At 41.5% G+C, this 25,954-nt stretch carries 22 protein-coding genes and 1 tRNA gene; 9 read left to right on the forward strand and 14 right to left on the reverse strand.

Annotation, left to right across the window (positions count from 1 at the left end; translation table 11 throughout):
• Positions 1 to 21: 21 nt before the first annotated feature.
• The 5 genes from O3Q51_01260 to O3Q51_01280 all read left to right on the forward strand — a co-directional run bounded on the left by O3Q51_01260 (position 22) and on the right by O3Q51_01280 (position 5,374).
• Positions 22 to 705 carry a TetR/AcrR family transcriptional regulator gene (locus tag O3Q51_01260; protein ID MCZ4407419.1) on the forward strand — a complete coding sequence of 228 codons (684 nt, stop codon included), beginning with the start codon at positions 22 to 24 and terminating at the stop codon, positions 703 to 705.
• A complete protein-coding gene (locus O3Q51_01265) occupies positions 693 to 2,417 on the forward strand; it encodes an ATP-binding cassette domain-containing protein (protein ID MCZ4407420.1) in 1,725 nt (574 codons plus the stop codon). Before O3Q51_01260 ends, O3Q51_01265 begins: the two co-directional genes overlap by 13 nt.
• Complete coding sequence (locus O3Q51_01270; GenBank protein MCZ4407421.1) at positions 2,395 to 3,768, forward strand: biotin/lipoyl-binding protein; 1,374 nt, start codon at positions 2,395 to 2,397, stop codon at positions 3,766 to 3,768. Before O3Q51_01265 ends, O3Q51_01270 begins: the two co-directional genes overlap by 23 nt.
• Entirely contained in the window at positions 3,756 to 5,234 is a 1,479-nt protein-coding gene (locus O3Q51_01275; GenBank protein MCZ4407422.1) for a TolC family protein, read from the forward strand. The genes O3Q51_01270 and O3Q51_01275 overlap by 13 nt, the downstream gene beginning before the upstream one ends.
• A gap of 64 nt (positions 5,235 to 5,298) precedes the next feature.
• A tRNA-His gene (locus O3Q51_01280) sits at positions 5,299 to 5,374 on the forward strand.
• Between the two features lie 347 nt (positions 5,375 to 5,721).
• Here the strand turns inward: O3Q51_01280 and O3Q51_01285 are convergent.
• The 9 genes from O3Q51_01285 to crtI all read right to left on the reverse strand — a co-directional run bounded on the left by O3Q51_01285 (position 5,722) and on the right by crtI (position 17,546).
• Entirely contained in the window at positions 5,722 to 6,537 is an 816-nt protein-coding gene (locus tag O3Q51_01285) for a universal stress protein (protein MCZ4407423.1), read from the reverse strand.
• Positions 6,538 to 6,657: 120 nt separating this feature from the next.
• Positions 6,658 to 7,944 carry a citrate synthase gene (locus tag O3Q51_01290; protein ID MCZ4407424.1) on the reverse strand — a complete coding sequence of 429 codons (1,287 nt, stop codon included), beginning with the start codon at positions 7,942 to 7,944 and terminating at the stop codon, positions 6,658 to 6,660.
• Between the two features lie 130 nt (positions 7,945 to 8,074).
• Positions 8,075 to 8,611, reverse strand: coding sequence for a DUF255 domain-containing protein (locus tag O3Q51_01295; protein ID MCZ4407425.1), 537 nt, complete (start codon positions 8,609 to 8,611; stop codon positions 8,075 to 8,077).
• Positions 8,612 to 8,659: 48 nt separating this feature from the next.
• A complete protein-coding gene (locus tag O3Q51_01300) occupies positions 8,660 to 10,264 on the reverse strand; it encodes a peptide MFS transporter (GenBank protein MCZ4407426.1) in 1,605 nt (534 codons plus the stop codon).
• 12 nt (positions 10,265 to 10,276) lie between these two features.
• On the reverse strand, positions 10,277 to 11,671 hold the full coding sequence (locus O3Q51_01305; protein MCZ4407427.1) for a peptide MFS transporter: 1,395 nt from the start codon (positions 11,669 to 11,671) through the stop codon (positions 10,277 to 10,279).
• A 7-nt stretch (positions 11,672 to 11,678) separates the two neighbouring features.
• A complete protein-coding gene (locus O3Q51_01310) occupies positions 11,679 to 13,928 on the reverse strand; it encodes a DPP IV N-terminal domain-containing protein (protein ID MCZ4407428.1) in 2,250 nt (749 codons plus the stop codon).
• 409 nt (positions 13,929 to 14,337) lie between these two features.
• The gene (locus O3Q51_01315) at positions 14,338 to 15,432 is read right to left on the reverse strand and encodes an AI-2E family transporter (GenBank protein MCZ4407429.1); all 1,095 of its coding nucleotides are present in this window, start codon (positions 15,430 to 15,432) and stop codon (positions 14,338 to 14,340) included.
• Positions 15,433 to 15,435: 3 nt separating this feature from the next.
• Entirely contained in the window at positions 15,436 to 16,089 is a 654-nt protein-coding gene (locus O3Q51_01320; protein ID MCZ4407430.1) for a carotenoid biosynthesis protein, read from the reverse strand.
• Positions 16,086 to 17,546, reverse strand: coding sequence for a phytoene desaturase family protein (crtI, locus tag O3Q51_01325; protein ID MCZ4407431.1), 1,461 nt, complete (start codon positions 17,544 to 17,546; stop codon positions 16,086 to 16,088). Before crtI ends, O3Q51_01320 begins: the two co-directional genes overlap by 4 nt.
• Before the next feature lie 311 nt (positions 17,547 to 17,857).
• Here crtI and O3Q51_01330 point away from each other — a divergent pair, with 311 nt between their 5' ends.
• Both O3Q51_01330 and O3Q51_01335 read left to right on the forward strand, forming a co-directional pair.
• On the forward strand, positions 17,858 to 18,424 hold the full coding sequence (locus O3Q51_01330) for a hypothetical protein (protein MCZ4407432.1): 567 nt from the start codon (positions 17,858 to 17,860) through the stop codon (positions 18,422 to 18,424).
• A 49-nt stretch (positions 18,425 to 18,473) separates the two neighbouring features.
• Positions 18,474 to 19,508 (forward strand): AraC family transcriptional regulator, encoded by a 1,035-nt coding sequence (locus O3Q51_01335; GenBank protein ID MCZ4407433.1) that lies wholly within the window; start codon positions 18,474 to 18,476, stop codon positions 19,506 to 19,508.
• Positions 19,509 to 19,552: 44 nt separating this feature from the next.
• Here O3Q51_01335 and O3Q51_01340 read toward each other — a convergent pair whose 3' ends face one another.
• Positions 19,553 to 20,083, reverse strand: a complete 531-nt coding sequence (locus O3Q51_01340; GenBank protein MCZ4407434.1) for a DUF421 domain-containing protein — start codon at positions 20,081 to 20,083, stop codon at positions 19,553 to 19,555.
• Between the two features lie 292 nt (positions 20,084 to 20,375).
• Here O3Q51_01340 and O3Q51_01345 point away from each other — a divergent pair, with 292 nt between their 5' ends.
• Positions 20,376 to 21,005, forward strand: a complete 630-nt coding sequence (locus O3Q51_01345) for a porin family protein (protein MCZ4407435.1) — start codon at positions 20,376 to 20,378, stop codon at positions 21,003 to 21,005.
• A gap of 24 nt (positions 21,006 to 21,029) precedes the next feature.
• Here O3Q51_01345 and O3Q51_01350 read toward each other — a convergent pair whose 3' ends face one another.
• Positions 21,030 to 21,962: a YihY/virulence factor BrkB family protein gene (locus O3Q51_01350; protein MCZ4407436.1), complete on the reverse strand. Its 933-nt coding sequence runs from the start codon at positions 21,960 to 21,962 to the stop codon at positions 21,030 to 21,032.
• Positions 21,963 to 22,263: 301 nt separating this feature from the next.
• Between O3Q51_01350 and O3Q51_01355 the strand changes: the two genes are divergently transcribed.
• A complete protein-coding gene (locus tag O3Q51_01355) occupies positions 22,264 to 22,422 on the forward strand; it encodes a DUF1328 domain-containing protein (protein MCZ4407437.1) in 159 nt (52 codons plus the stop codon).
• A gap of 407 nt (positions 22,423 to 22,829) precedes the next feature.
• On the opposite strand, the gene O3Q51_01360 is transcribed toward O3Q51_01355, so the two are convergent.
• The 3 genes from O3Q51_01360 to O3Q51_01370 all read right to left on the reverse strand — a co-directional run bounded on the left by O3Q51_01360 (position 22,830) and on the right by O3Q51_01370 (position 25,947).
• Positions 22,830 to 23,747 carry a mechanosensitive ion channel family protein gene (locus O3Q51_01360; protein MCZ4407438.1) on the reverse strand — a complete coding sequence of 306 codons (918 nt, stop codon included), beginning with the start codon at positions 23,745 to 23,747 and terminating at the stop codon, positions 22,830 to 22,832.
• A 95-nt stretch (positions 23,748 to 23,842) separates the two neighbouring features.
• Positions 23,843 to 24,874, reverse strand: a complete 1,032-nt coding sequence (locus O3Q51_01365) for a DNA topoisomerase IB (GenBank protein MCZ4407439.1) — start codon at positions 24,872 to 24,874, stop codon at positions 23,843 to 23,845.
• A complete protein-coding gene (locus O3Q51_01370; protein MCZ4407440.1) occupies positions 24,874 to 25,947 on the reverse strand; it encodes a DUF748 domain-containing protein in 1,074 nt (357 codons plus the stop codon). Before O3Q51_01370 ends, O3Q51_01365 begins: the two co-directional genes overlap by 1 nt.
• Positions 25,948 to 25,954: the final 7 nt, after the last annotated feature.

Genomic DNA, 25,954 nt, shown 5'->3' on the forward strand with positions numbered 1-25,954 from the left:
TCGCAAAAAGAACTAAACACTATGCCTTCTTTTTTGACAAACGTCCGAATAGACGTCAGCGACAAGATCTTCTTGAAGGATCCTAATTCATCTGATTTGGGCAAAGATATCCTTGAAAAGGGCCTGATTATGATTGATGATTTGGGTTTGGAGAAATTCACTTTTAAGAAGTTAGCCAGTGAAATAGGTACCACAGAGAGTGCCGTTTATCGTTATTTTGAGAACAAGCATAAGCTTCTTCATTATTATGTTTCGTGGTATTGGGGCTGGCTTGAGTACAACTTGGCCTTTGGAACGGCTAACATCGACTCGGGAAAAAAGCGACTTGAAACGGCGATAAAGATCGTTACCAGAGATTTGAATGAAGTTAAAACTGCTCCATTTGACTTGAATTGTCTTCAAAGAGTTATCATTGCTGAAGGCGCCAAGTCTTACCTTACCAAGTCAGTTGATGACGAAAACAAAGAGGGGCTGTTTATTCAATTTAAGAATCTATGCGAAAGAATATCTCAGATGATTTTGCAACTGGCGCCGAAATACCCATTTGCTCATTCTCTGGCTTCACTGTTCATCGAATCGCATTTGGATCAGCTTTATTTTTCAGAGCACTTACCTTCCATATGTGATTTGAATGGTAATGATAATACTCGATTTAAGTTTTACAATAATCTCATCTTTAGCTCTATAGAAAAATGGCGGGTGTAGAATACAGTTATAGTAAACCGGTAAAGCGGTTGGGGAGGCTTTTACGCAGTGAGCGTAAGATCATTTATTTGATCCTTTTTTATGCCCTTGTCAATGGTATCATTGTACTGACTTTACCTTTAGGTATTCAGGCAATTCTGAATTTTATCATGGGTGGTCGAGTGACTTCCTCTTGGGTTATCCTTATAGTCATTGTGGTCTTGGGTCTTACGATTTCAGGATTGATACAGATCGCACAAATGACTTTGACTGAGCGGCTTCAACAAAGGATTTTCACCAAATCTTCTTTTGAGCTGGCAGTGCGAATTCCTAAAATTAAGGTGGAGTCATTTCAGAATAGATATGCACCTGAAATGATGAATCAATTCTTTGATACGATAAATCTTCAAAAGGGATTGGCCAAGTTGTTGGTTGATTTTCCGACTGCAACCCTTCAGGTAATATTTGGTTTAATTCTGATCTCAGTCTATCACCCTTTTTTCCTTTTCTTTTCGTTAATCATTGTTTTTCTGCTCTGGCTACTTTTCCGTTACACAGGCCCTCAAGGTGTGATCACCTCTTTGAAAGAGTCATCACATAAGTATGAAGTGGCACACTGGCTCGAAGAAGTGGCCAGAACTATGGGCACCTTTAAGTTGGCGGGGATAACGGATTTACCCTTACTAAAAGTGGATAAGCTAATTATGGGTTATCTATACTTTCGAAGAAAGCACTTTGGCATCTTAATAACTCAGTACAAAACGATGATCGCCTTTAAGGTGATTACCACTGGTGCACTCTTAATTATGGGAAGTATACTTCTCATAGATAACCAAATCAGCCTTGGTCAGTTTGTAGCAGCAGAGATCATTATCATTTTGATTATGAACTCGATCGAGAAGCTTATCGTTGGCCTAGAGTCTGTTTATGACGTATTGACTTCCGTCGAAAAACTAGGTGCACTTACTGATATGCCGTTGGAAGAAGACAAAGTGAAGAACCCCTCTAACTTGACAAATTGTGAGGCTTTTGCGGTAAATGTGGAGAGTCTTCAATTTCATTATCCCGGAACCGAACGCTCAGTTATTGATAAAGTCTCGTTTGAAATTAAACAAGGAGAAAAGTTGGTGTTGGCTGGGAAAGCCGGCTCAGGGAAGACCACACTACTTCAGCTACTCACGGGTATCTATGAAGATTACCAAGGACGAATTACATATAATGGTGTTCCTCTCTCTGCTTTATGTCACGATGATTTGAGGTTGCAAATAGGTGATAATATTTGGCAAGAAACCATTTTCAAAGGATCAGTACGTGAGAACATAACGCTTGGTAAATCAGGCGTTTCAGATGACATGGTGATGGAAGCACTCGAAGCTGTCAGTGCGATCGATAGCCTCAATATGTTGGAGGAAGGTCTCAATACACTGCTCTTTCCTGAGGGTGTTAAAATTCCGAGGTCTCTGAGTAAAAAGATCATTTTAGCCAGAAGTATGGTATCGCAGCCCAAGCTTTTGCTGATGGAAATGGAAACAGACTTTATGACAAATGCGGAACGTAAAAAATTCTATGACTATTTGCTATCAAAGCCGTGGACTCTTTTCGCGGTGAGCGACGAAAGTGAGTTTATTCAAAAAGCAGATCGGATGATGTTTTTGGATAAAGGAGCAATTAGCTTCGAAGGAAAATTTGATGAATTTAAAAACTCTGGCTATGCTGAATTTATCAGAGAATAGAATTGACGAGTCAAAATATAGAGATGGTTTCTCAAGCTTGATGGCTGTTGCTGACAGGGATAAGCCGATAAAAAAGCTGAGGATATTTCTCTATGTCACCTTGGGTCTAATCGTTTTTCTCTTTCTGCCTTGGACACAGAACGTTCGAGCTCCCGGAAGTCTGACTACGTTATATCCTGAGCAACGACCTCAAACGGTTCAAAACGTAATACCCGGAAGAATCGAAAAATGGTACGTGCGAGAAGGGACCTTCGTGAACCCCGGCGATACCATCGTTCGTATTTCTGAGGTAAAGGATAGCTATTTCGATCCTCGCCTCCTTGAGCGAACAGAAACTCAAATTAGCAGCAAGCAAAGTGCCGCTGTCAACTATGCTGAAAAAGCGGAAGCCCTTTCTGATCAAATTAGTGCACTAACGAAAGCTAGAGTCAATAAGCTTGCACAAGCCAGAAATAAGTTGATTCAGGCCGATTTAAAGGTGACTTCGGATAGTATTGATTATCAGGCAGCTCAACTCGATTATAAAATTGCCAAGCAACGACTTGATCGGATGGAGGAGCTGTTTGAGCAGGGGTTGAAGTCTTTAACTGATTTGGAGAGCCGGCGCCTGAAGGTACAGGAAGCCCAAGCCAAAAATATCAGTGCAGAGAATAAACTGCTCTCCTCCAGGAATGAGCTGATCAATGCGGAGATTGAAGTAGATGCGATTGATAATGATTATGCCGAAAAGCTAAGCAAAGCGAAGTCAGATCGAAATTCGGCTCTATCTACCTTTTATGATACACAAGCGGAGGTGGCAAAAATGGAAAACCAGCTTTCCAATTATGAGGTAAGGCAGAGCAACTACTTTATTACTGCCCCGCAGTCGGGTTATGTAACCAAGACCATTTCACAAGGGATAGGAGAGACCATTAAAGAAGGAGCAGAAATAGTGAGCATTATGCCCGCTACTTATGATTTTGCCGTGGCGATGTACATCGATCCGGTTGACTTTCCGCTTTTACATATAGGAAATGATGTGAGATTGATGTTTGACGGATGGCCCGCCATTGTTTTTTCAGGATGGCCTCAGCTTAGCAACGGAACTTTCGGGGGTGAAATTCTTGCCATTGACAACTTTATATCACCCAATGGTAAGTACCGAATTCTAGTAACTCCCGATGAGGAAGAAGTTCCTTGGCCTGAGGATTTGCGTGTTGGAACAGGTGCAGATGGTATATTACTTTTTAAAGATGTTCCACTTTGGTACGAACTATGGCGACAACTCAACGGTTTCCCTCCTGACTATTACATGAACATGAATGGGGAGGATCCGAAAGCAAAAGCAAAAAAAGAGCAATGGGGAGAGTAGTTTTCTTTTTCTTATTGTTTTGTGGACTTATGGCTCGCAGCCAGAATCCTGTACCCGATAGTTTGATGGTCCAGATGGACGACTACGAGTACGTTCAGCCGCCTGATACAATGCTGGCTATGCTTACAGACTCTATTCTCGATTACGAGGAGTTCATCTATTGGGTGCGAATAAATCACCCCGTGGCAGAGATCGCCGATCTAGAAGTGGAATTGGCGCGCGGGGAGTTGCGCATGTCCAGAGGAGGATTTGATCCATTGCTTTACGGAAATTACCGTACCAAAGACTTCAAGGACACCGAATATTACGATGCCCTCCAAGCTGGAATCGAAATTCCCACTTGGATGGGTATATCATTACAGGCAGGGTATGAAGATAATCAAGGTGCATTCTTGAATCCTGAAGCCACTGTGCCACAAAGTGGTTTGATCAATGCGGGAATCTCGGCTCAATTGGGTGCGGGTTTGTTGATGGATGACAGGAGAGCCGCCTTGCGTCAAGCGCAAATAGGCCTGGAGGCAGGAGAAAACCAAAGGCAGATTATATCCAATCAGCTTTATTTTGAGGCCACCTCTGCTTATTTTAACTGGTCGTTTGCGAGTCGATCGCTAACGGTTGCTGAAGAGGCCCTTGAACTGGCAAACGTCAGATACCTTGGCGTGAAGGAGAGCTACTTCTTGGGAGATGTGCCTGCTATAGATACTGTCGAAGCTTACACTCAAGTATTGACTCGATTGTTCAATTTACGAGAGTCACAGAATTATTACATTGAATCCATCAACTTGGCTTCAGCATATATTTGGAGCGATGATGGAAATCCTGTTTCGTTACCCCCGTTTGTAAGGCCTATTTGGGCCGGAGATTTATCCTCTGACGGAATTTTTGTCCCTATTTCAATTGATATCACTCACCCCGAGTTACTTAAACTTTTGTTTAAAGGACAAACGCTGGATATAGACCGAAGGCTCGCTTCTCAATACATCCTTCCCAAGATCGAATTAAAGTATAATTTCCTAACGGAGAATGTACTTCCAGCGCCACCAAATGAGTTTTTTCAGAACAATGCGTTCTTTCAAGAGAATTACAATTTTGGTGCTAAAGTATCATTCCCCATTTTCGTAAGAGAAGCAAGGGGAAAGTTGGGAATGACCAAAGTGAAAATTGATATGGTTGAGCGTGAAGTAGAGAACAAGCGTGCTCAACTCGATGCCAAACTGGCCTCCACCTTGGTGAAACTTGAAAACTTGCGTGAACAGATAAATATCTTCGAGCAGAATGTTGAGTTGTTTCAAGTTCTCTTGAATGGAGAGCGAGAGCTTTTCCGAATAGGGGAGAGTAGCCTGTTTTTGATCAATGCGCGGGAAACGAAGTTGATTGAATCAAGGGTTAAGTACTACGAACTCATGGCTAAGGAGAAAATACTTCTTTCTGAGGTTAGAACTATCGGAGGGTTGGGATTTCCTTAGAATAAAATGATCTTAAGTTTTTCTCAAGAGCGGAAATTAGTTATTTTTGCGCCCTATTACACACGGTGGTTGTAGTTCAGTTGGTTAGAACGCCTGATTGTGGTTCAGGAGGTCGTGGGTTCAAATCCCATCTTCCACCCAAAAATTAAAAAAGCCGCACGAGAGTGCGGCTTTTTCATACCCGAAACTTTTTCAACCTCAGATACTTCAGCATCCTAGAAGTCTTGCGGGAGGTGTCGCAATCTTTTTTGTGGTCACAGCTTTTCCTTTTCAGGACTCCTGTTTTTGTCCAATAATGTGACCAATATCACTTTACCTTTAGGTTGAATTTGAGTATTATTGTAATTGAATTTTGAATCACCTCTGTTGCGAAAAGCGCGGGTCAAAATTCAAAAGCCTAAATGTTTAGTTTGTTTAATGTTTAACCGAAGAAAGGAGCCCAGCCAGGCTCCTTTCTTTATTTTGGTCAATATGTGTTTCCGAGTTTTTAGTCGTTTAGAACCAGAATGGGTAGAGAAGCATTATTGATGATATGCCTGCTTACCGAACTGTGCCAAATGCTTTGAAAGAAACCGTAATCATGACGAACAACGACCAATAAAGAAGGATCCTCTTTTTTTATCGTCTCTTCAATTCCCGCCTCTATATTTTCATTGTAAACGAAAGAAAAAGTCGGATTGACATCGTCAAAATATGCTTCCACTTGCTTTTTATACCCTTCTTCGTCAACTTGCTCTTCAGCCTTTCTGACGTGAAGGAACTTCACTTCAGATTTGGTCATCTTAGCAAGTTTCGCAACAAATTCCATGCACCCTGCATCCTCCATTACCTTCATATCGGTTGAAAAAAGAATTCGCTCCATTTCCTTATAAGGTCGTTCGGCAGGGATGGCGAGGAGGGGCACATTGACATTTCTTGCTGCTGCTGCAGTATTGCTTCCCAGCCACTTTTCCGTGATACCGCTAGCGCCCTGCGTTCCCATCAAAACTACACTTACATTGTCTTCGCTAGCTCTTCGATTAATCACATCTACTACTGATCCATAAGCCGTGTCGAAGTTGATTTCAACATTTTTGGCGATTTCCAAGTCCTCAACTCGTTTCTGTAAAATCTCCATTTCTTCTTCAGCGTTCTTTTTCAGAACATCGGTGATATCCACCATTACATTTGATCCTGTAGCAGGCATACTATATGCGTGAATGATCTCCAGAGAATTATTTAATATGTCGGCGGCGTGAATCGCGTGAATCAGCGCGTTAAATGCTCCTTCGGAAAAGTCTGTTGGTACGAGTATCTTTTTCATGTTGACTAGTATTGCTAGGTGTTCCTCAAATATACTTTGACCTCGCCGATTGGACAACAAAACCACAAAAAGAAAAACCACTGATTTCTCAGTGGTTTTATAATCCGTTGTTTTACTATTTTATCTTTTATCGATTGGAACGTAGTCTCTTTTTGTAGCGCCTACATAAACTTGTCTCGGTCTTCCGATAGGTTCTTTATTCTCTACCATTTCTCTCCATTGCGCGATCCAACCGGGAAGACGTCCAATAGCGAATAAAACGGTAAACATATCAGTAGGAATTCCAATCGCTCTGTAAATAATCCCTGAGTAAAAATCTACATTAGGATACAGACCTCTTTTCACGAAATATTCGTCTTTTAGGGCTACTTCTTCCAAATGCTTAGCTATTTCAAGGGCTTTATCGTTAACGCCTAGCTTCGCTAATACATCGTCAGCGGCTTTTTTGATAATCTTAGCCCTCGGGTCAAAGTTTTTGTAGACACGATGCCCGAAACCCATCAATCTGAAGTCGTCGTCTTTGTCTTTGGCTCTATTGATCCATTTAGTAACGTCTCCTCCGTCTTTCATGATCATCTCCAGCATTTCAATAACTGCTTGGTTAGCACCGCCGTGAAGTGGCCCCCATAGCGCAGAAACACCCGCTGAAATAGATGAGTATAAACTAGCTTGAGAAGAACCAACAATTCTCACGGTACTGGCGCTGCAGTTCTGCTCGTGATCAGCATGTAAGATCAAAAGTTTATTCATAGCATCTACTACTACGGGATCCATCTCATATTTTTCCGATGGAACGGCGAACATCATGTGGAGGAAGTTCTGAGTGTAGTCTAAACTATTGTCGGGATAGATGTATGGTAGATTCATGTTCGACTTATAAGCCAATGCCGCTAGTGTAGGTAGCTTGGCTATCAGTCGAATAATGGTCAAATCAATATCCTCTTTAGAGCGATTCGGGTTCTGAGAATCAGGATAGAAGGTGCTTAGTGAAGAGACCATAGAAGACAATATTCCCATCGGATGAGAATGGCTGGGAAATGCTTCATAGAAATGCTTCATGTCCTCAGGTATGAGGGTGTGATGCGTTACTTCTTCAATGAACTCGTTTTTTTGCTCGGCTGTCGGCAGTTCGCCGCGCAATAGCAAATAAGCTACTTCGAGAAAATCAGAGTTTTCGGCAAGCTGTTCTATAGGATATCCGCGGTAACGTAATTCTCCTTTTTCTCCATCCAAATAGGTGATCGCAGATTGTGTCGACCCTGTATTTTTAAATCCCGGATCTATGGTAATGATCCCTGATTGTGCTCGGAGTTTGGAAATATCAATTGCTACCTCATTTTCAGTTCCTCGAACCAGAGGTAGTTCATACGTTTTACCATCAACGATGATTTTCGCGGTATCACTCATTTTATAGATGTCTTTTATAGTTTAGGAAATGGTTCTCAAATATACGTGAAAACAGCGGTAACGAAGCTATTGTTCTCACAGTTACACTTATTCGTTTAAAAATTCAAACAAGTCTAGCCCGGGCCTTATCTTAATTTGAGGAAGTGTATTCTTGAAAGGTTTGAGTTTTGTAAGCCTCTTCTACTATGAACGAAAGAATAGGCATAATTTGAGGAGTTTTTTGAAAACCCTGAACAGGAGTTACGATTTGGAAATCCTCATTCATATAAACGATTGTTGGGTAGGCAATTCTTCCGTTGACAGGAGCAATAGCACGAGTAAGATCATGGGTGCTGTTTCTACCTGTTTTGTTGGGGTCGTACCCCTCGTTTTTAAAAACTGAACCTTTGAATTCTACTGTTTCAGGGCCTTCGGCATCAAATTTTATAGCGTAGTAATTTTTATTGATGTATTCAACTACAATAGGATCTTGAAAAGTAGTTTTATTCATCATTTTACAAGGGCCACACCATTTGGTGTAAACGTCAACCAATACCTTTCTGGGCTCATCAGCCATGCGTTTTTCGGCTTCCTGCCAAGTGATCCAATCTATCTGGGGTTTGTCTTCTTGCGCAACTAACCAAGAGGTAGCAAGCGTCAGGAATGCGAAGAGCAATAATTTTCTCATTGATAATTTCTTTAAAGAATTGATGCATGGAGCATCAAATATAATGCCTTAATGAATTCCGTGCATCCATGTGCGCAGTTTAGGAACGAGAAGCAATAGGATCAGAGCCGCTCCCAGGACCACATAGACCCCCCAATTTAAATAAGTGGAGAGGTATATGGCAAGAGTATCGGTAGCTGAAGCGTCTGCAGGAATATCTTCGCTTGCCGTTAATTTACCAATTTCACCAGCAACTTTGTTAGCCAAAGCAATCGATAAAAACCAAGCGCCCATTACGAATCCTACGATTTTTCCCGGAGACAATTTGGTAATCATAGAAAGTCCAACAGGTGAGAGACTTAATTCTCCTGTTGTGTGTAGTAGGTACATGAAGAAAATGAAGACTACCGGAATCATTCCATTGGTTCCAAAGAACATCGCTCCCAATACGACTATTCCAAAACCAAGGCCCAACTGAGTTAAGCCCAGCACGAACTTCATCGGAGTACTGGGCTCTCTGTCCTTTTTATTTAGTTTAAGCCACATCCATGAAAACACGGGGGCCAGCAACATGATGTATAGCGGATTCAAACTTTGAAAGATCGAAGCCGGTATCTCATTTCCGAAAATAACCCGATCTACGTTACGGTCAGTAAATAGAGTTAGCGAGCCACCCGCTTGTTCAAACAGCGCCCAAAAGACTGCGTGAAAGACGAAAAGCACGGCAACTACCCAAATTCGTTGACCTTCTTTCTTGCCTTCATCACCACCGTTTACTTTATCTTTGGCTATAGCCTGAAATCCATACCAAACCAAATAAGCCAATATACCCAGAGAGATCACAATCAGAGCTGTAGCCATAATGTTTCCGTAGTTGAGTAACAAAGCACAGACGGGTACAAATACTACCGAGGCGATGTAGACAAAAGGAATGGCAGGCAGGCTGGCGATTTTCTTGATGACTCCTTCAGCATCAGGTTTGAGGCCCTTGCCACCAAAAAGCTTTGGTCCTAAGATCATGAATGTGATCAAACCAATTCCCATCCCGATACCTGCAAGACCGAAGCCATAGTGCCAATTGATTTGCTCACCAACATAGCCACAAGTAAGGGTAGAAAGAAAGGCACCAATGTTTACACCCATGTAGAATATGGTGAAAGCTCCGTCTTTACGAGGGTCATCCTTGGTGTAAAATTCTCCGAGGAAACTCGATATGTTTGGCTTGAAATAAGCGTTACCCACTATGATCAGGGATAAGGCTAAGAAGAATACTGCTAAGCTACCCGGAAGGATGCTGTCTTCTAACGCAAGAGTGAAGTGTCCAAGCATCATCAGGAGCCCACCAAAAAGAATCGTTTTTCGAAAACCGAAAATTCTGTCGGCCACCAAACCTCCTATAACGGGAAAAAGGTAAACCATGGAGGTGTATGATCCATAAATCGCTAATGCTTTTGCATCGGCTAGCTGCTGCCCCATATCAATGAACAAGACCTTTGCCATGTAAAGTGTCAGAAGCGCTCGCATACCATAATAGGAGAAGCGCTCCCACATTTCTGCACCGAATAAAACGAAGAGAGCGGCAGGGTGAGTTTTCCTATTGGTAAGAATAATGAATGGCACCCAAAGGAGCACAAATACCCATCCTACAATCAGTATTTTCAGCGTTAAGTCCATGGTAGGTTGATTTTAGTTTATTCTTTCGTCAGCTAGCTCGAAGGGTTCTTGTTCCAGGGGATCATGTGCTTTACCTTTTTCTGCTCCATGCGTCAGTCGTTTTAAAGGTTTTAGCAAAGCGATTACTAATAATCCGATTATGGTGCAGAAAATGGCGATTCCGGTGAATATCTCAAGCTCTCCTGCAGATTGAGACCACTCTCCGAGCATTCCGGCCACCTTATTTCCTAATCCGGTTGCTGCAAAGTAAGCACCCATCATAAAGGAGGCATATTTTAGTGGAGCCAGCTTTGTAATAAATGATAGCGCTACAGGAGATGCACATAGTTCTCCGACTGTGTGGAATAGGTATGCTAGCACGAGCCAGTACATAGCTGAGGAACCCTCTGCTTCAAACTGCAATGATGCCGCGGACATGAATAGGAATCCCCAACCCATAATGATTACTCCAATACCCATTTTGAATAGGGACGAAGCCTCTTTTCCTTTGTGTTGCCACCAAATCCAAAAGGAAGCAATAGGAACACCCAGTGTGATGATAAAGAAAGCATTAACTGATTGAAACCAAGATGCCGGGACCGTGAAATCAAGGAACCCGATGAAGAGATCTGTTTTTTGCTTTGTATAGATATTCATTAAGCCACCGGCTTGCTCAAACGAACCCCAAAATACGATGATCAGCAGGAACGAGATGAACATTACCTTCATTCTATCTCTTTCAACGCTATTCAACGGTTTATTTCTGGCCTCAAGCTCTGCGGGGGATAGCGCTGTGGTGGATTCACCAACACCAGTCAGGAATTTTTGGCCCCACATAAACACTGCTTGGCCAAGGAGCATACCGATTCCTGCCAGACCAAATCCATAGTGCCATCCGTGATTTTCACCGATATAACCAACAACTAAAGCCGATAGAAAAGCACCGATGTTAATTCCAATATAGAAAATAGTAAAGCCTTTATCTCTTCGCTCATCTCCCGGAGGGTAGAGACCACCAACCATAGTAGAGATATTTGGCTTCAAGCCACCGACTCCCAGTACAATGAGAGCAAGTCCTGCATAGAACGCATAGATGTGATCGACGGCAAGAATTCCATGCCCCGCGCAGAGTAAGAGCCCTCCGATCAGTACGGTTTTCTTTTGTCCCCAAAAACGGTCAGCAACCCAACCACCTGGAATGGACATCACATATACCAGCATTGTATACCATCCATAAAGTACCAATGCATCGCCTTCGTCCCATCCGTATCCGGGATTGTCACCGCTTACCGTAGAAATTAAGTAAAGCACTAAAATAGCGCGCATTCCGTAGTACGAAAAGCGTTCCCAAAGTTCAGTGAAGAAGAGAATGTAAAGTCCTTTTGGGTGTCCCCAAAGCTCTTCGCGTTTGATTACTGTGTTATCCATTTGCTGCTTACAGGTTATCCAAAATGAAATTTGTCATTTTGGTGTATAGGTGGTAGCGGGTATTTCCGCCGTAGATACTGTGGTTTTTATCGGGGTAAATAAATAAGTCGAATTGCTTATCGGCTTGTACCATTGCTTCAACCATTTCCATGGTATTTTGCATGTGCACGTTATCGTCAGCAGATCCGTGAATTAGCAGATAATCTCCTTCGAGCAAGTCTACGAAGTTAATCGGAGAGTTATCGTCATAGCCAGACGGATTTTCCTGTGGTGTGCGCATAAATCTTTCGGTGTAAACCGTGTCGTAAAATCGCCAGTTGGTTACAGGTGCCACTGCTATGGCCAATTTGAAATACTCGTGGCCTTTGGTTATCGCTAAAGAGCTCATATAACCTCCGTAGCTCCACCCCATCATACCAATTCGATCAGCATCTATATAACCTTTCGAACCAAAGTGTTTCGCGGCCGATATCATATCCTCCGTCTCTAGCTTACCCAACTCCATGTAAGTGCTATGCTTGAAATCTCTACCGCGATACATAGTGCCACGAGGATCGACTGAAATCACTACTATACCTTGTTGTGCAAGCATTTGGTGCCAAAAATAGTTGCTGCCACCCCAGGCTTTCTCAACCGTGTTTCGGCCAGGGCCACCATACACCATAAACATAACCGGATATTCTTTGGCCTCATCAAAATTTGGAGGCTTGATCATCCAATAGTTGAGTGCCTCACCACTTTCATTTTCGAAAGTGTCAAATTCCTTTGGACTCAGTTTTCTTTCGGCCAATTTCGCTTTCAGCTCATCATTCATTTCCAAATCTCTGACGTGCTTTCCCTCGTCTGTGAAGAGAGCGATTTGATAAGGCAATTCAGCTCCTGATTCGTAATTGATAAAGTAATCGAAGCTAGTAGAAAAAGCCGCGTCGTTCATATTGGCATTGTCTGTGAGCTCATTGAGTTGCTTTCTGTTGTCCTTTTCGGGAACTACTGCTTTATTTGATTTCTTGTACGTTTTGATCGGTTTCTTGAAGTCAGCGCTGAACACTGCTCTTTGAAGCGGCCCTTCTACAGCAGCCGAAAAGAAGATTTTTCCGTTGCGTTGGTCTACACCATAAAATTCAACTACTTCCCATGGGCCCTTGGTCAATTGGGCAACTTCTTTTCCATCCGTGGTGTAGAGATAGATGTGGTTGTAACCATCTTTCTCGCTATTCCAAAAGAAATAATCTCCATCCTCAGTAAAAATGAGGTTGTCATTGATTTCTACGTAGGTCTTGCTTTCCTCATGGTAAAACGACTCCGTCGGTATGAGGCTGTTTGAGTTCGCATCGGTTTTAGCGATCAAGAAATCCAATTCACTTTGATGGCGATTCATTCGCATAATGGCCAACCTATTGTCATTCTCTGTCCATTTTATTCTGGGAATGTATTGTTCAGCATTGGCATTGATGTCAATTTCTTTTAACTCTCCATCTTTAAGTGAGTATACGAAAATGCGCACCTCCGAATTTTTTTCACCCGCTTTAGGATATTTGAATTCAAACTCTTCAGGATATAAACCTGAGTAGATCGCCATCTCGAATTCGGGAACTTCAGATTCGTCAAATCGATAGTATGCGATTTGCTCACCATTTGGCGACCAATAAAAACCACGGTGGAAACTAAATTCTTCTTCGTAAACCCAATCTACGGCTCCGTTGATAATTTCATCTTCTTCACCATCTTCAGTGACCTGAGTTTCTTCTCCTGATTCAAGATTGTAAATGAAGAGATTATTGTCTCGGACGAAGGCCACTTTGTTTTCAGTAGGGGAGAGGGAAGCAAGTTGCTGCTTACCTTTTTCGAAATCAGTAATGGGCTGTAGCTCTTTTGATTCGATGGTATAGATGAAGAAATTTGCCCGAGTGGAATGGCGATAGATGCGCTCCTCGTCAGTAGCCAGAAGTAATTTGCTCTCGTCATTGTTGAAACTGTATGATGAGAATTGGACAGGTTTGCCTTGGTAAAGGAGATTGGTAGATGATACCAAGGTGTCAATTGCTTCACCCGTATCATATGAATACTTTACTACTTGCCGCCCTTCATCGCTCACTAAACGGGTGTAGTGCAATCCATCGTCGGTACTTCTAAGCCCCGAAACATATCTAGGGCTGAATTCTCTTGATTTCCAAATATCCTCCAGAGTGATGGGAGCTTGTCCGAAAGCATTGAAAGTGAGGAAGAAAACAGCAAAGAGGCAGGAGATCCTATTCATTAAAAGTAACTTACAGAGTATGGGCCCCGAATATAGAAAAAAGCAACAAACCTTTTAATGTGAGAGATCGTTGCCAATATTGTTTTTATTGCCCAATTGAGGACATAAATTGTTCTAAGGGTGTTTTTAAGTGTTTTATAAATCAATGTAAAACAGATTGATGTGGTACCTCAATAGCTCTGTGAATTATTTTTTTCGTCGATTGAATTGCAAAAGCAAAAAGAATCTGCTATATTTGAGTTACTTGGAAAAGACACTTAGGGACTACCTCCTTATCATTCTTTCATCGTCTCACTCTAAATTTAGTCTCTAAGTTTTCCAAGATAGTTTTTCTGTTTCATAGCCTCGAAAGCTCTTCAAATGTGAAGAGCTTTCGAGTTTTGTAATAGTTTGTAGTTGAGATGGATTGCTATCTTTCTTTGATTCGTTGGAGCCAGCGGAATTCTTTATTCATTTCCTTGAATACTATTCTGATAAATGAATAGACAGGAATAGCCGCAATCATCCCTGTAACTCCGCCAAGACTTCCTGCTACCAAGATCACAATGAATATTTCAAGAGGGTTGGCGTTGATACTATTTGAAAAGATAGCAGGCTGAAAGATATAATTGTCAATTAATTGAGTGGTTGCGAAAACGATTAACAGTCCGATAATCTTTGGTTGGATTACATCAATAAAACTTGCATCGATATTATTGGCGACCAGAATGAAAATCCCGAATGATGCGCCGATCCAAGGACCTAGGTAGGGAACAAGATTCACTATTCCCGTGAAAACGGCAATTAGCAATGCGTTTTCAACTCCTACAATTTGTAGACCTATGAAGATGCAGGTGGAAATAGCGATTACTTGAATTAAAAGTCCTAGGAAATATCGAGATAATGTGCTTCGTGTATTGCGGAATATGCTTTCTACACTTTCTTCTTTTGATTTTGGAACAAGCTCCATAGCCAATTCGGTGAGCATATTTCGGTCTTTCAGAAAGAAGAAAGACATAAAGGCAACCGAAAAAACTGCAATAAGTAGATTTCCCAAGGCACCAACCAGAGAATTCAAGAAATTTGGTAAGGCGCTTATTTCCAGACCATCGAAAAGATGTTGGATGATGTCGTTTTCGCTGACTTTTGCCTCCTGATTGAGATTTACGCGGTCTACCATTTGATTGAACCATTCTAACCCAGGACTTAGAGCCGCTTTTACTTGAATCAGATCAATCTTGGTCAAAAGCTGGGCCTCAACAAAAATCATAGGTACGAAGAAGGATAAAAGCCCCCCGAGTATTCCGAATATGCCGAAAAGTGTGATTGCCGCTTTGACGGCATCCGGAAGATGTTTTCCTCTGACTTGAATCCGTTCAAGAAGCTTAAACAATGGTCTTCCGATTAGCGCTACAATCAGAGATAGTAGAATGTAAATAATCACAGTAGCGGACTCATAGATGAGCCACCCGATTAAGAACAGTAAGCCTAATACAGCGATAAATCGTAAAATTCGCCTTTCCATTTGCTATCTTATTTGGCTGTAAAGCAAACCAAAGAAAAGCAATTGACAAATAAAGGCTGTCGCTCCCAAGCGCGGTTTTTGAACCAGCGGATATTTTTCAAAGATCAATCCCAACATGGCAGCCACAACAAACCACCCTAAATAATTTTCGAGTGGTGGCAATTCTGAAGTCCAATACCAAAACTCATACTTTATGGCTACGGGTTCGATAATAAAGTCCAGTCCCACCGCTAAGATTGCAGTGAACAACCACCTGAAATTCTTTGGGATTTGGAAAGTGCGAGCAAGCGAATGCCCACCCCAAATGATAATCAACCAATTGATTCCGATAAGTGGTGGTACTTCAAAAAAGTTCCATCCCAATACTTCTGAATACGAATAGTCACCAAAGGGAAAGCCTGTTTTTACGCCAATAATTTCAATGAGGTATCCGAGTAACCAAATGATGAAGATGATCAAGAATGCATTCTTACCTCCCGGCTTGGTATCGATCCACAGCATTCCTGCCGTTATGATCAAATTTATGGGGGTGAGGTATACAAACCATTCGGAGAGAGGGGATAAAAAGCCGAGTGCTCCCACAATGTATAAAAGAATGAGAATGCCTATTCCCGCCTTCTTTGACTTAAACTGTTCTAATGTGCTGCTTTTGCTCATGACGCCAGATCGCCGACTATTTTTCCTGACAGCAAACATAGTGGAATCCCACCACCCGGATGCACGCTGCCGCCACAGAAGTACAAGTTTTTGATTTTTGAAGTGAAATTGGGGTGCCGCAGAAAAGCCGCCATTCTATCGTTTGAGCTAGTTCCATAAAGAGAACCAAGGTAGCTTGACGTCTGCGATTCGATGGTCGGAGGGTTTAAAACCCGTTCGGTTTTAATGAGTGGTTCTACGTCCGTTCCCAGCATTCTCGAGAGCTTTTTCAAGATATTCTTTCTCGTTTCTCGCTCCGTTTTGTCCCAATCTTGCCCCGCCACGTGAGGCGCATTGACCATCACAAACCAGTTTTCGCATCCTTCAGGAGCGTCCCCCTTTTCATATTTGGAAGTAATATTCACATAAACCGTTGGGTCATCGATGATTTCTTTTTTCTCAAAAAGAAGAGAAAACTCTCTCTTGTAATCCTCAGTCCAAAAGATGTTGTGCAGCCCCAGTTGCCCGAAATCCTTCTCAATTCCCCAATAGAAAATCAACGCCGAGGAAGATCGTTCTTGTTTTTCTACCCTCCCGGGAATCTTGTTATCAGGCAATAGTCGATTGTAAGTTGGGATCACATCCATATTACTCACCACAGTGTCGAAGGCGTATTTTCCTTTGGCGGTCATTAGGCCATTGGCTTCATTTTGAGATGTAGAGATGCGTTCTACCTTCTCTTCAAATCGAAACTCAACTCCGATATCTTTTGCCAGTCGAAACAACGATTGAGTGATCTCGTGCATTCCGCCTTTCGGCAAAAAGGTACCCCAGCGAAACTCAAGAGTAGGCACCACAGTGAGCGTTCCGGGCGCACTGTAAGGGTTTGAGCCATTGTAAGTGGCATATCGGTTAAAGAACTGTATGAGTTTTGGGTGTCCGAGTTTCTTTTCATTCACCTCATTCATTGTCGAAAAGAGGTGAGCCTTGTGTAGCTGAGCGAATGACTTTGCCGTAGAAAGCTTTAAATAGGTCGAAGCCTTGTGGAGGGAGTTTTTGAGAAATACGTCTTCAGTAATATCGTAGAGTTCAAAAGAATCTTCAATGTATTTTTTGACTCTCTCTTTTGACGCCCCAAAGGTTTCTTCCGCCTGAGTGGCAAAACGATCGGCATTGCTCGGTGCGTCAAATCGAGTTCCGTCTTCCCAGAAGTAGTGGCAACCCGGATCTACTTTGATGTAATCGAAGTAATCTCTTGGATTTTTCCCCGCCATTTGAAAAATCTCATCGAGAAATTGGGGCATGGTAAACAGCGAAGGGCCTGAATCAAACCGATATCCGTCTTGTTCAAAGGCGGTAAGCTTTCCTCCGGGATAGCTGTTTGCCTCGAACACTGTCACCTCATGACCTGCTGATTGCAAGTGAATGGCCGCAGACAGTCCTGCAACACCAGAGCCGATTATTCCAATTTTTTTCAAGTTGATAAAGATGTGAATTTCTGGAAGAGGAAGTTAGTGCAGGTCAAATTAACTAGAATCTTAGCCTAAAGTTCATGACAACTCTTAATCAAACGTATTAGTCTTCACAACATGAGTTGATCAGTTTCTCAAATCATCTGCTCTGAGCCTTCTTTACGTTAATTGTGTCAATAGAGATAGGATTTATGCCGTTCTGAACAGAGCCTATCAAAAACTGAAAATACTTTTGTGCATCTATTTCTCGAATTGAACTATTAGAGCGTCTCAGATTTTTGATTTTCTAATAAGGATATCTGGGACGATTATACTTTATGGGAGAAATTATTTCATTCTTGCGAACTGAGACGGAGAAACGAGAGATCTTGATCGAAGACTGCTTAAAGTTGGATTTGAACAGTGCAGGTGAAGTTGACCCGTGTATTCTAACTGCTGTTTTGCAAAGTGTTCACCAAGTCTATAGTTCGGTTGAGAAACTACGTGTAAACAAGCCCGAGTGGGTGATGATCTCGTCAAATCGATTGTATGATACGATTAGAGCATTGATCGCTTTGGGTAGTCTTCCTGAATCAAATATGAACGTAGGTTTGCATCGAGAAGCCAGTGATTCCGTTGTGTCGGGGTACCTTTATGTTTTTCACCTCTTTCAAATTCATTCTCATGGTTTGGCCCATACTCTTCTGGAACAAACCAATTATGAAACCGCTATAAACCGTGTATTCAATTCTGTTCATGATGATTTGGCCAGTAGACGCAAATTTCTTGATAAGGTGCGGGATGAATTAAGTCCGAACGACAAGGATGATATAAAAGTAGGCATAGATTTAGCCTTTGATGAAATGGAGAACTACATTAAGTTAATGCTGAAGCGTAGAGTCTGAGAAGATCATTCTTTAATTAAATTCGTCATTTTCTTTCATCATACGGACTATGTTTACGCTACACGTCAAGTCTTTGCCTTTTAAAGAAGTGATCAAAGATCTTGCAAACCAATTGAACGTAAAGGCTACTGAAGACTGTGAAGTTTATTTTTTAAAAATCCCAAAATCTCACGGTTCGGGTAGTATTGGCGGTATTAATTTCCCTTTAGGAATAGGGCTGATCTATTACAACTGCACATTTCATGAGGACGTGGTTATAAAGTTTGATGTAAGCGATGTACACCCGGCCAAATTCCTTTACTGCAAGGAAGGATACCTCAGGCATTGTTTTTTAGACTCAGATGAAGCCCATGACTTAGATCAGTATCAAAGTGCAATAGTGGCTAGTAAAGGCATATCGGGTCATCAAATACAATTCAAAGGTGGCGTTCAAACGGAGGTGGGAAGTTTGGAAATAGATCGTAAAAAGTTTGAATCTCAAATCGCGTGTGATTTGAATACAGTCAGTCCTTCTCTCAGAAAGTTATTTCAAGATACCCAGGCAAAATATAAATTTTACCACGAGGGTCAATACAGCGCGGAGCTCAATCACATCATGGGTCATATTTCAAAACATTCGGGTTCAGGCTTAATTCGAAGAATGTATCTTCAGGCGAAATCGTTGGAGATTCTTACAGAGCAGATTAGGCAATATTCTGATGACAGAAAAGACAAAACGCATCAGAACTTGATCCGTCAATCGGAACTAGTAAAGATTGCGCAGTTGTCCGAAATTATTAGAAATAATCTCACAGCTGATCATTCCATTCCTTCCTTAACCGTAAAAACAGGATTGAACGAAAATAAGCTTCAAGCTGGGTTTAAGTTGCTCTATAACAAAACGGTTCGAGGTTATTTGAAGGATTCGAGGATGAATACGGCCAGAGATTTATTGGTTAATACGGATTATGGCATTGCTGAAATCGTTCACCTCATCGGTCTAAGTAATGGTGGATACTTTTCAAAACTATTTAGACAAGAATTTGGAATGGCTCCCACTGAGTACCGTTTGATGTTCGGTCAAACTCTGGTTCAAAGAAAGTAGAAGTCGGAATAAAGGCTTTATCAGAGTTTGACAAATTTTCCTCCCTATTTATCTTCCACGTTGCTCAGGATAACTTGATCCAAATTATCGTCAATATTTCCGTGTAAAACAGAAACATCGCCTGTTGGCTCTAAAACTACCGCCTTGATCATCTTGATTGAAAGCACATTGGCCTCTCTTAGTTTTCCATAAATGTCATCTTTTGTAACGCCTCCTTTTCGCATATTCTCCTCTAGAAATTCAGAGTTCTTCATGAGGAGAATAGGTTTGTTTGAAACGATGGCTTGAAACGTTTGTGATCGTTTCCTCAGAAAGGCTATTAGAGATTGCAAAGCAATTAATGCGGCTATCGCTAAAGCCCCTTGAATGATTTTAGTCTGGGTACTCATAAGACTTGCTGAAATAATACTACCGATGGCAATTGTAATAGCAAAGTCGAATCCAGTGAATTTCGCGAATGTCCTGAGCCCATTTATTCGCATTATGACAATTACCGAGATATAAATGAGTAGGCTGCTTTGAAGCAGATTAATTCCCTGTGAAAAGGTGTAAGGCACTTCTGATATATCGAGCATAGCTTTGAAGTTTAGGCAAGGTATTGCAAGAAGGTCTCCAAAGACTTTAGCTAATGTTAAATCACCAGTGGAGCAATTGTTAACACTCAACTACACGATTTCATTCGCTTCCATATTTGTGAAATGAGTAGTACAAGTTTGGGGTAAAAGCACCCCGTCGTGAGACCTTCAAAGTTGGGATGACAGATTGTTGAGTCATGTGCAAATGTTTTTATGTCAGTGAGTTGAGCGGTGTTGTAAAAAAGAGTTTAAGAATGGAGCGTTTTTTTCACAACTCAACAAAATCAAAAACATGAAAAATATAATACTATCAATCACACTGGTGATCTTTACATTTACAATGGGTTATTCGCAGTACCTCGGGTTAAAAGGTGGGCTGAACTTTTCAAATTTAAATATTGAAGACAACGAAGGTCAGCTACTCCTGGGGTACCATGCAGGTGCTTTTCTGAATATTCCATTGAGCGACGCTTTCTCCGTGCAGCCCGAGGTTCTTTTTTCCACCAAAGGTTCGAAAACTACCTATAATATTGACATTTTGGAGCTTGAGGGCGAGAGCACGCTTCGACTAAACTATATAGAGGTCCCTCTATTAGGTGTATTAAATCTTGGCGAGGTTGCTCAAATTAATTTTGGACCTTACCTCGGTTTTCTTTCGACTGCTAAGTTTGATTTGGAAGGGGACTTTGCGGGAAGTGACTTCGAAAATACCGAGAAACTGGACCAAGATTTTTTCAATGGATTTGACTATGGTTTGGCTATTGGAATTGCACTTAATTTCAATGCGATTCAAGTAGGAGCGCGGTATTCGCATGGGCTGGCCAAAATAGAGGATTCACCCGAAGCTGAATTGTTCTTAGGTGATGCGCAAAACAGAAATGTTCAAGCTTATATCGCTCTTCGAATAGGCAACTACGACTGATTTCTACCTATTTACTGAAAGAAATTAAGCCGCTTTTTGAGCGGCTTTTTCTTTTACCGCCGCCTCAGTAGGTTGCACCCCTTTGCTATATCTTTTTGCAAAAACGTAAGTTACCTCAGCACCAAAAAACAAAATCAATGAGGCATAAGAAACCCACAAAAGGATAAGGATAATTGAACCTGCCGAGCCGTAAGTACTTCCCGGTTCTACTTGACTGAAATAAAATCCCAAGGCATATTCGGCTGCAATAAATAGAATAGAAGTAAGAATAGCACCTACCCATACCGATCTCCATCTAATTTTTGCATGTGGAAGATATTTGAAAATGAGCGCGAATAACACAGTGACGACAGCCAGGGAGAGAACACCATCAGCTATTTGAGCGAGGGTAACCATAATATCAGGAAAAATAGTCTTCAGTTTATCACTAAATGCAGTCATAGCCGCGCTTAACACGAAAGTGATAAGAAGCAGAAAGCCTAGAACCAGCACGAACCCAAAACTCAGCACACGGTCAATGACAAGTCTTTTCCACGTCGCATCGGGGTTGGGTTTAAGGTTCCAAACTTTGTTCAGTGATATTTGGAGATGAAAAAACACTCCTGTGGCTCCAAACAATAAACTCCCTATTCCAATAATACTAAAAAGAATGCTGCTGTTTTCCGTTCTGGAGTTTTCAATCATACTTGAAACAGCCTCAGCGCTATCGGTTCCCAAAACAGAAGAGAGTTGAGCGCTCAAGCGACCTTCGATCACTTCATTCCCCCAAATTAGCCCCAAGAGGTTAACGATTATGACGAGCAGCGCAGGCATAGACAGCACAGCGTAATAAGCTATGACCGCGCTGAGTCGAAAGGGGTCTGAATTATTCCAACCAATTGCGGCCTCCTTCAATATGCTGAAGCTATCTTTCAGTTTGAATTTTTCTTCTTTATTCTTCGAATTTTTAGTGCTCATCTTATGTGTTCGTTTAGCCAAACTTAGAGCGAAAACGATTCCATTTAAGGAAAGTACTGTGGATCCGCTTCTTTGGATTGGGCGTGTGGGGAAATACTTCCACTTTTTTCCCCGGAAATGAGAAAATATCCTTTATGGTTCGGTTAGTCTGATTCGAAACGGTTTAGAAGTTAGAAAACCTGAATCAATTGGTTTTATTGGGGTGTAGAGAGGTTTTAGGCTACGACCATGCGGTTCTGTATGAAGGATTCTTGCCGGTATTATTCTTGGATTTATTTGTGTAAATCAATACCTAATTAATATGATCGGATGGATAATTGGAGCCGCAGTGCTCTCTGTTTTATTTGCAATTTTGGGATTTGGAGGAATCGCTTCAGGTTTCGCAAAAATTGCCAAAGTACTTTTTTACATTTTTGTGGTAGTTCTTATCGTGACTGTAGTTATGAACCTTTTGGGATAGCCTTACTTTAAATAATGTAGCTATGATTAGGCTCTTGCTATTAAGGCAAGGGCTTTTTTTTGTGCCAAAAGCTCTCTGTTACTACCCGAAGGTTTGAAATGATTTGCTGGGAAACTTCTTCCGAGTTCAGATTAACACTGAAGACTAGTTGATCCTGTTTACACTTGTTTGAAGCATTGCCATAAATTTTTTAAGCTTCCTTTTGGGTATTGATCAGAAGTTTTTTGGGTCACCCACGAATTCTTTTAAGTGTAGTTTAAGCTACACTTATGCGTTTAGAATATCGACACAAGTGCGGTTGAAAGGAAAGTATCCCCAAGCGACATTGAAATTCAATCGGAAATGGCAAACTTCAATAAAAAAGTCGCTGCATGGCAGCGACTTTTGTCGTGATTCTGTTTCCCGCATCAATTACTTTTTCCATTAGGATGTAAGGCATGGAGCTCTTCGCGTAGGTGCTGACCACCCTCGATTCCAAAATCCAATGTTCGAATGGGAAAAGGTATGGTAATATCATTATCATCAAAGGCTTTTTTAAGGGCTTTGAGAGCTTCATTTCGCACACCTATATATTTGCTATGCTCCTTGTCGTATTCCATCCATACGTTAACGGAAAAGTTGATAGAGCTTCCACCAAACTCTTTCCAATGCAACGTGACATCTTCCGATTGTAATCTGCTTGGAATTCCTTCAACAGCTTCAATCGCAATCTTTTCTACCTGTTCCAAATCGCTACCGTAGCTTACTCCGCAATCCAGTTTCAGTCTTCTTTTACCAGGTTCTGTATAATTGATAAAGTAATCCTGAAACAGGTGTTTGTTTGGGACGAAAACTATCGGGCCATTGAAAAGCTGCACTTTGGTTACACGGAGGTTGATGTCTTTTACCTTACCCATATAACCGTTGGTAGTCTCTATAATGTCACCCAAACCGAAAGGTTGTTTTAGAGAGATGTAGATCCCCGACATAAGATTCGCCGCCGTATCCTGAAAGGCAAATCCAAGAGCCAAACCAACGATCCCTAAACCTGCGAGAATCGAGGAAATGGTTTTGTCCAAATTCATTACCGAAAGGGCCAAAACACCTGCAAGAACAAAGATTCCAATAAAGAGAAGTTTTCCAAGGAAGTTGCCGATCGTCTTATTACCAGAAAACTTGGTTATATACTTTTTACCGTATTTTGAAATAAATCGTGCTGCCATCCAACCGGCAATCAAAACAACGATCGCCAATGCGAGGTTTGGAATTAATGCAATTCCTGTTTCTGCCCAGTCTTTCAATTTATCGAATACTGTTGATGTCACATCACTTAAGTTCATTTCCATAGTTCTTGATTTAGTTCAACGGAGTAATGAAAATATAAGACCAAACACCTTGGTCCTCTGATATTCCCGCTTTTGAGTTGTGGGTTGTGGACATTTCACCCCAATCCCTGTGGCGTCAATGACTCCGAAGATTGCAGGATCGAAAGGAGCATGTTCTCATTTTCGTCGAGTCCTGATAGAATATCTGATATATCGTCATGTGGGATGGTAGCTTCAACAGCAAATTTCAGAACAGTTGGGTGCAAATACGATGATTTACATGTACTGATAGTATGGCCCATTTCCTTAGCAACCATCTTTACCAATGTATTTTCAAGTGTCTTCCGAGAATTCTCAGCTGCTTCTTTTGCAGCTTCTGCTTTTTCTAAGCAGAGCACGTTCGCTCCCCACGTTCTGAAATCCTTAGCGCTAATCCCTTCTGAGTTGGAGGTTTTGCGTAGATATTGGTTGAAATCTTCGCTTTTCAGGTGGCAAATTTCACCTCGCTTTTTATAACGAAAGACTTCGTACCCCGGAAGATCTGAACACTCCTTGATCAGCCGTATTAATTTGTTGTCTTCAAGCTTTAAGTTCCTTTCTCTGCCTGTCTTGCCGGTGAAACTGAGCTTGAGAGAATCCTCTTTTAAATTTAGATGCTTTCTTCTCAAAGTCGTAAGACCGAACGTATGATTTTCTTTGGAATAATAGGAGTTTCCAATCCTCAGATGCAATGAGTCCATAATCGCAACTGCTAGTGCTGCTACTTTTTTATAATCCCACTCAGATCGCTGTAGGTCCAGCGAGTATCGCTTTCTTATATCTGGCAGAGCCCGCGCAAATTCGATCAATTGATGGTATTTCTGAGCTTTCGAAAACTCTATCCATAATTCATGATAGCGGTATTGTTTTCTCTTTCTTTCATCTCTCCCGGTTGCTTGTAAATGAGCATTTTCTAAAGGTGATATCCACACGTTTTTCCAAGCAGGAGGAATTACAATGCGTTGAATGCGTTTAAGGTGTTTGCCCTTTTTGATGTGCTCTCCATTAGGATAGTAATAGGCAAAACCTTTCCCATGCTTTTTTCTCGTTATCCCCGGTTGATCGTCAGAAGTGTAAATCAAGCCTGGTGGCACGTTGGTATTAGCCATTATTTCTCCTTATCGGTCCCACTGTTAAAGCTTATTGAGCGCTCAATTTCTTGCCTGTAAGCTTCAAAAAATGCGTTTTTAATAAAATTCCAGATGGATTGCAGTATGTCGACTTCACTATCATTGAAGGATCCCGATATCGGCACTTTGGTTCCTATCTGATCTTCCTCTTGATTTTTAAAAAGGTCAGTTCCGACTTCAACAGCACCTCTGTAGATTTTTTTCACGAGTCCTTCTGAGGAGTCTGCCTTCGCTACTTCTAAACCTTCTATTAATGGTTTTGCGTATCCTTCCACTTCTCCGTCTCTTGCTTTTCCTTCTGAATAAAAGTTGAAGTAGCCGCTTTCGAAATCGAGATTGGCGTAAGCATCGAAAAACTCATTGAATCTTGGGATGTCGATTCTCTCTATTTCCAAATCGAAGTCAAAATCAGGAGGATCCATGAGGTAGTTCATTTGAGCTTCCAAGTGGATAGATCCGCTATCCCTGGTGGTTGACTTAAAAACCAAACTAGCAGGAAGATCTTTGTCTTCATTCACCACATTTCCCAAATTCTCTGCTCGTAAATAGAATTCTTTCAATTCAATGTCTACAACAGGCTCAGAGGTTGGGTCAAAATAGACGAGTTGGCTGTTCTTTACTTCCAGAATATTAATTTTAATTGGGTTGAAACTTTGAATTTCTTTGATGAGCTCGATTCGTGCATCGGTGGTATCAGTGTCATTTATCTCCTCAGATTTTCTCTGGGTGAAGTTTACTAAGAGTGAATCCAAATATACCTCTCCAACGAAGCTACCTTTAAGAAGTGCCCGCCACTCTATAGAGAAATCCAAATGGGCCAGATCTACCAAGGGTACTTCAGGTTTCTCAGAAGCCTCCTCGAATATTTTGAGATTTTCGATTTGAAACCCACCTCTGTAGAGTTGTAAGTCTACATCTGCAACAGCACCGTTATATCCTTCTATATTATCTAGATTTTTATTGATCTGGCCTTTCATGATAAATGGAAGTGCAATTCGAAATCCAATCAACAAAACCAATCCGGTCAAAAGCCACTTATATTTTGTTTTCATGTTTTGT

It is taken from the genome of Cryomorphaceae bacterium 1068, from assembly GCA_027214385.1.
Taxonomy (GTDB): Bacteria; Bacteroidota; Bacteroidia; order Flavobacteriales_D; family Cryomorphaceae; genus JAKVAV01.

What these genes read in the sequence shown, in the direction of transcription:
- O3Q51_01270 (MCZ4407421.1), top strand. Translation starts at nt 2,395, where the DNA reads ATGCTGAATTTATCAGAGAATAGAATTGACGAGTCAAAATATAGAGAT.
- O3Q51_01350 (MCZ4407436.1), bottom strand. Translation starts at nt 21,962, where the DNA reads ATGAGCACTAAAAATTCGAAGAATAAAGAAGAAAAATTCAAACTGAAA.
- O3Q51_01260 (MCZ4407419.1), top strand. Translation starts at nt 22, where the DNA reads ATGCCTTCTTTTTTGACAAACGTCCGAATAGACGTCAGCGACAAGATC.
- O3Q51_01370 (MCZ4407440.1), bottom strand. Translation starts at nt 25,947, where the DNA reads ATGAAAACAAAATATAAGTGGCTTTTGACCGGATTGGTTTTGTTGATT.
- O3Q51_01335 (MCZ4407433.1), top strand. Translation starts at nt 18,474, where the DNA reads ATGTTTACGCTACACGTCAAGTCTTTGCCTTTTAAAGAAGTGATCAAA.
- O3Q51_01320 (MCZ4407430.1), bottom strand. Translation starts at nt 16,089, where the DNA reads ATGAGCAAAAGCAGCACATTAGAACAGTTTAAGTCAAAGAAGGCGGGA.
- O3Q51_01345 (MCZ4407435.1), top strand. Translation starts at nt 20,376, where the DNA reads ATGAAAAATATAATACTATCAATCACACTGGTGATCTTTACATTTACA.
- O3Q51_01330 (MCZ4407432.1), top strand. Translation starts at nt 17,858, where the DNA reads ATGGGAGAAATTATTTCATTCTTGCGAACTGAGACGGAGAAACGAGAG.
- O3Q51_01305 (MCZ4407427.1), bottom strand. Translation starts at nt 11,671, where the DNA reads ATGGATAACACAGTAATCAAACGCGAAGAGCTTTGGGGACACCCAAAA.
- O3Q51_01285 (MCZ4407423.1), bottom strand. Translation starts at nt 6,537, where the DNA reads ATGAAAAAGATACTCGTACCAACAGACTTTTCCGAAGGAGCATTTAAC.
- O3Q51_01340 (MCZ4407434.1), bottom strand. Translation starts at nt 20,083, where the DNA reads ATGCTCGATATATCAGAAGTGCCTTACACCTTTTCACAGGGAATTAAT.
- O3Q51_01295 (MCZ4407425.1), bottom strand. Translation starts at nt 8,611, where the DNA reads ATGAGAAAATTATTGCTCTTCGCATTCCTGACGCTTGCTACCTCTTGG.
- O3Q51_01300 (MCZ4407426.1), bottom strand. Translation starts at nt 10,264, where the DNA reads ATGGACTTAACGCTGAAAATACTGATTGTAGGATGGGTATTTGTGCTC.
- O3Q51_01360 (MCZ4407438.1), bottom strand. Translation starts at nt 23,747, where the DNA reads ATGGAAATGAACTTAAGTGATGTGACATCAACAGTATTCGATAAATTG.
- O3Q51_01290 (MCZ4407424.1), bottom strand. Translation starts at nt 7,944, where the DNA reads ATGAGTGATACCGCGAAAATCATCGTTGATGGTAAAACGTATGAACTA.
- O3Q51_01315 (MCZ4407429.1), bottom strand. Translation starts at nt 15,432, where the DNA reads ATGGAAAGGCGAATTTTACGATTTATCGCTGTATTAGGCTTACTGTTC.
- O3Q51_01355 (MCZ4407437.1), top strand. Translation starts at nt 22,264, where the DNA reads ATGATCGGATGGATAATTGGAGCCGCAGTGCTCTCTGTTTTATTTGCA.
- O3Q51_01275 (MCZ4407422.1), top strand. Translation starts at nt 3,756, where the DNA reads ATGGGGAGAGTAGTTTTCTTTTTCTTATTGTTTTGTGGACTTATGGCT.
- O3Q51_01310 (MCZ4407428.1), bottom strand. Translation starts at nt 13,928, where the DNA reads ATGAATAGGATCTCCTGCCTCTTTGCTGTTTTCTTCCTCACTTTCAAT.
- O3Q51_01265 (MCZ4407420.1), top strand. Translation starts at nt 693, where the DNA reads ATGGCGGGTGTAGAATACAGTTATAGTAAACCGGTAAAGCGGTTGGGG.
- O3Q51_01365 (MCZ4407439.1), bottom strand. Translation starts at nt 24,874, where the DNA reads ATGGCTAATACCAACGTGCCACCAGGCTTGATTTACACTTCTGACGAT.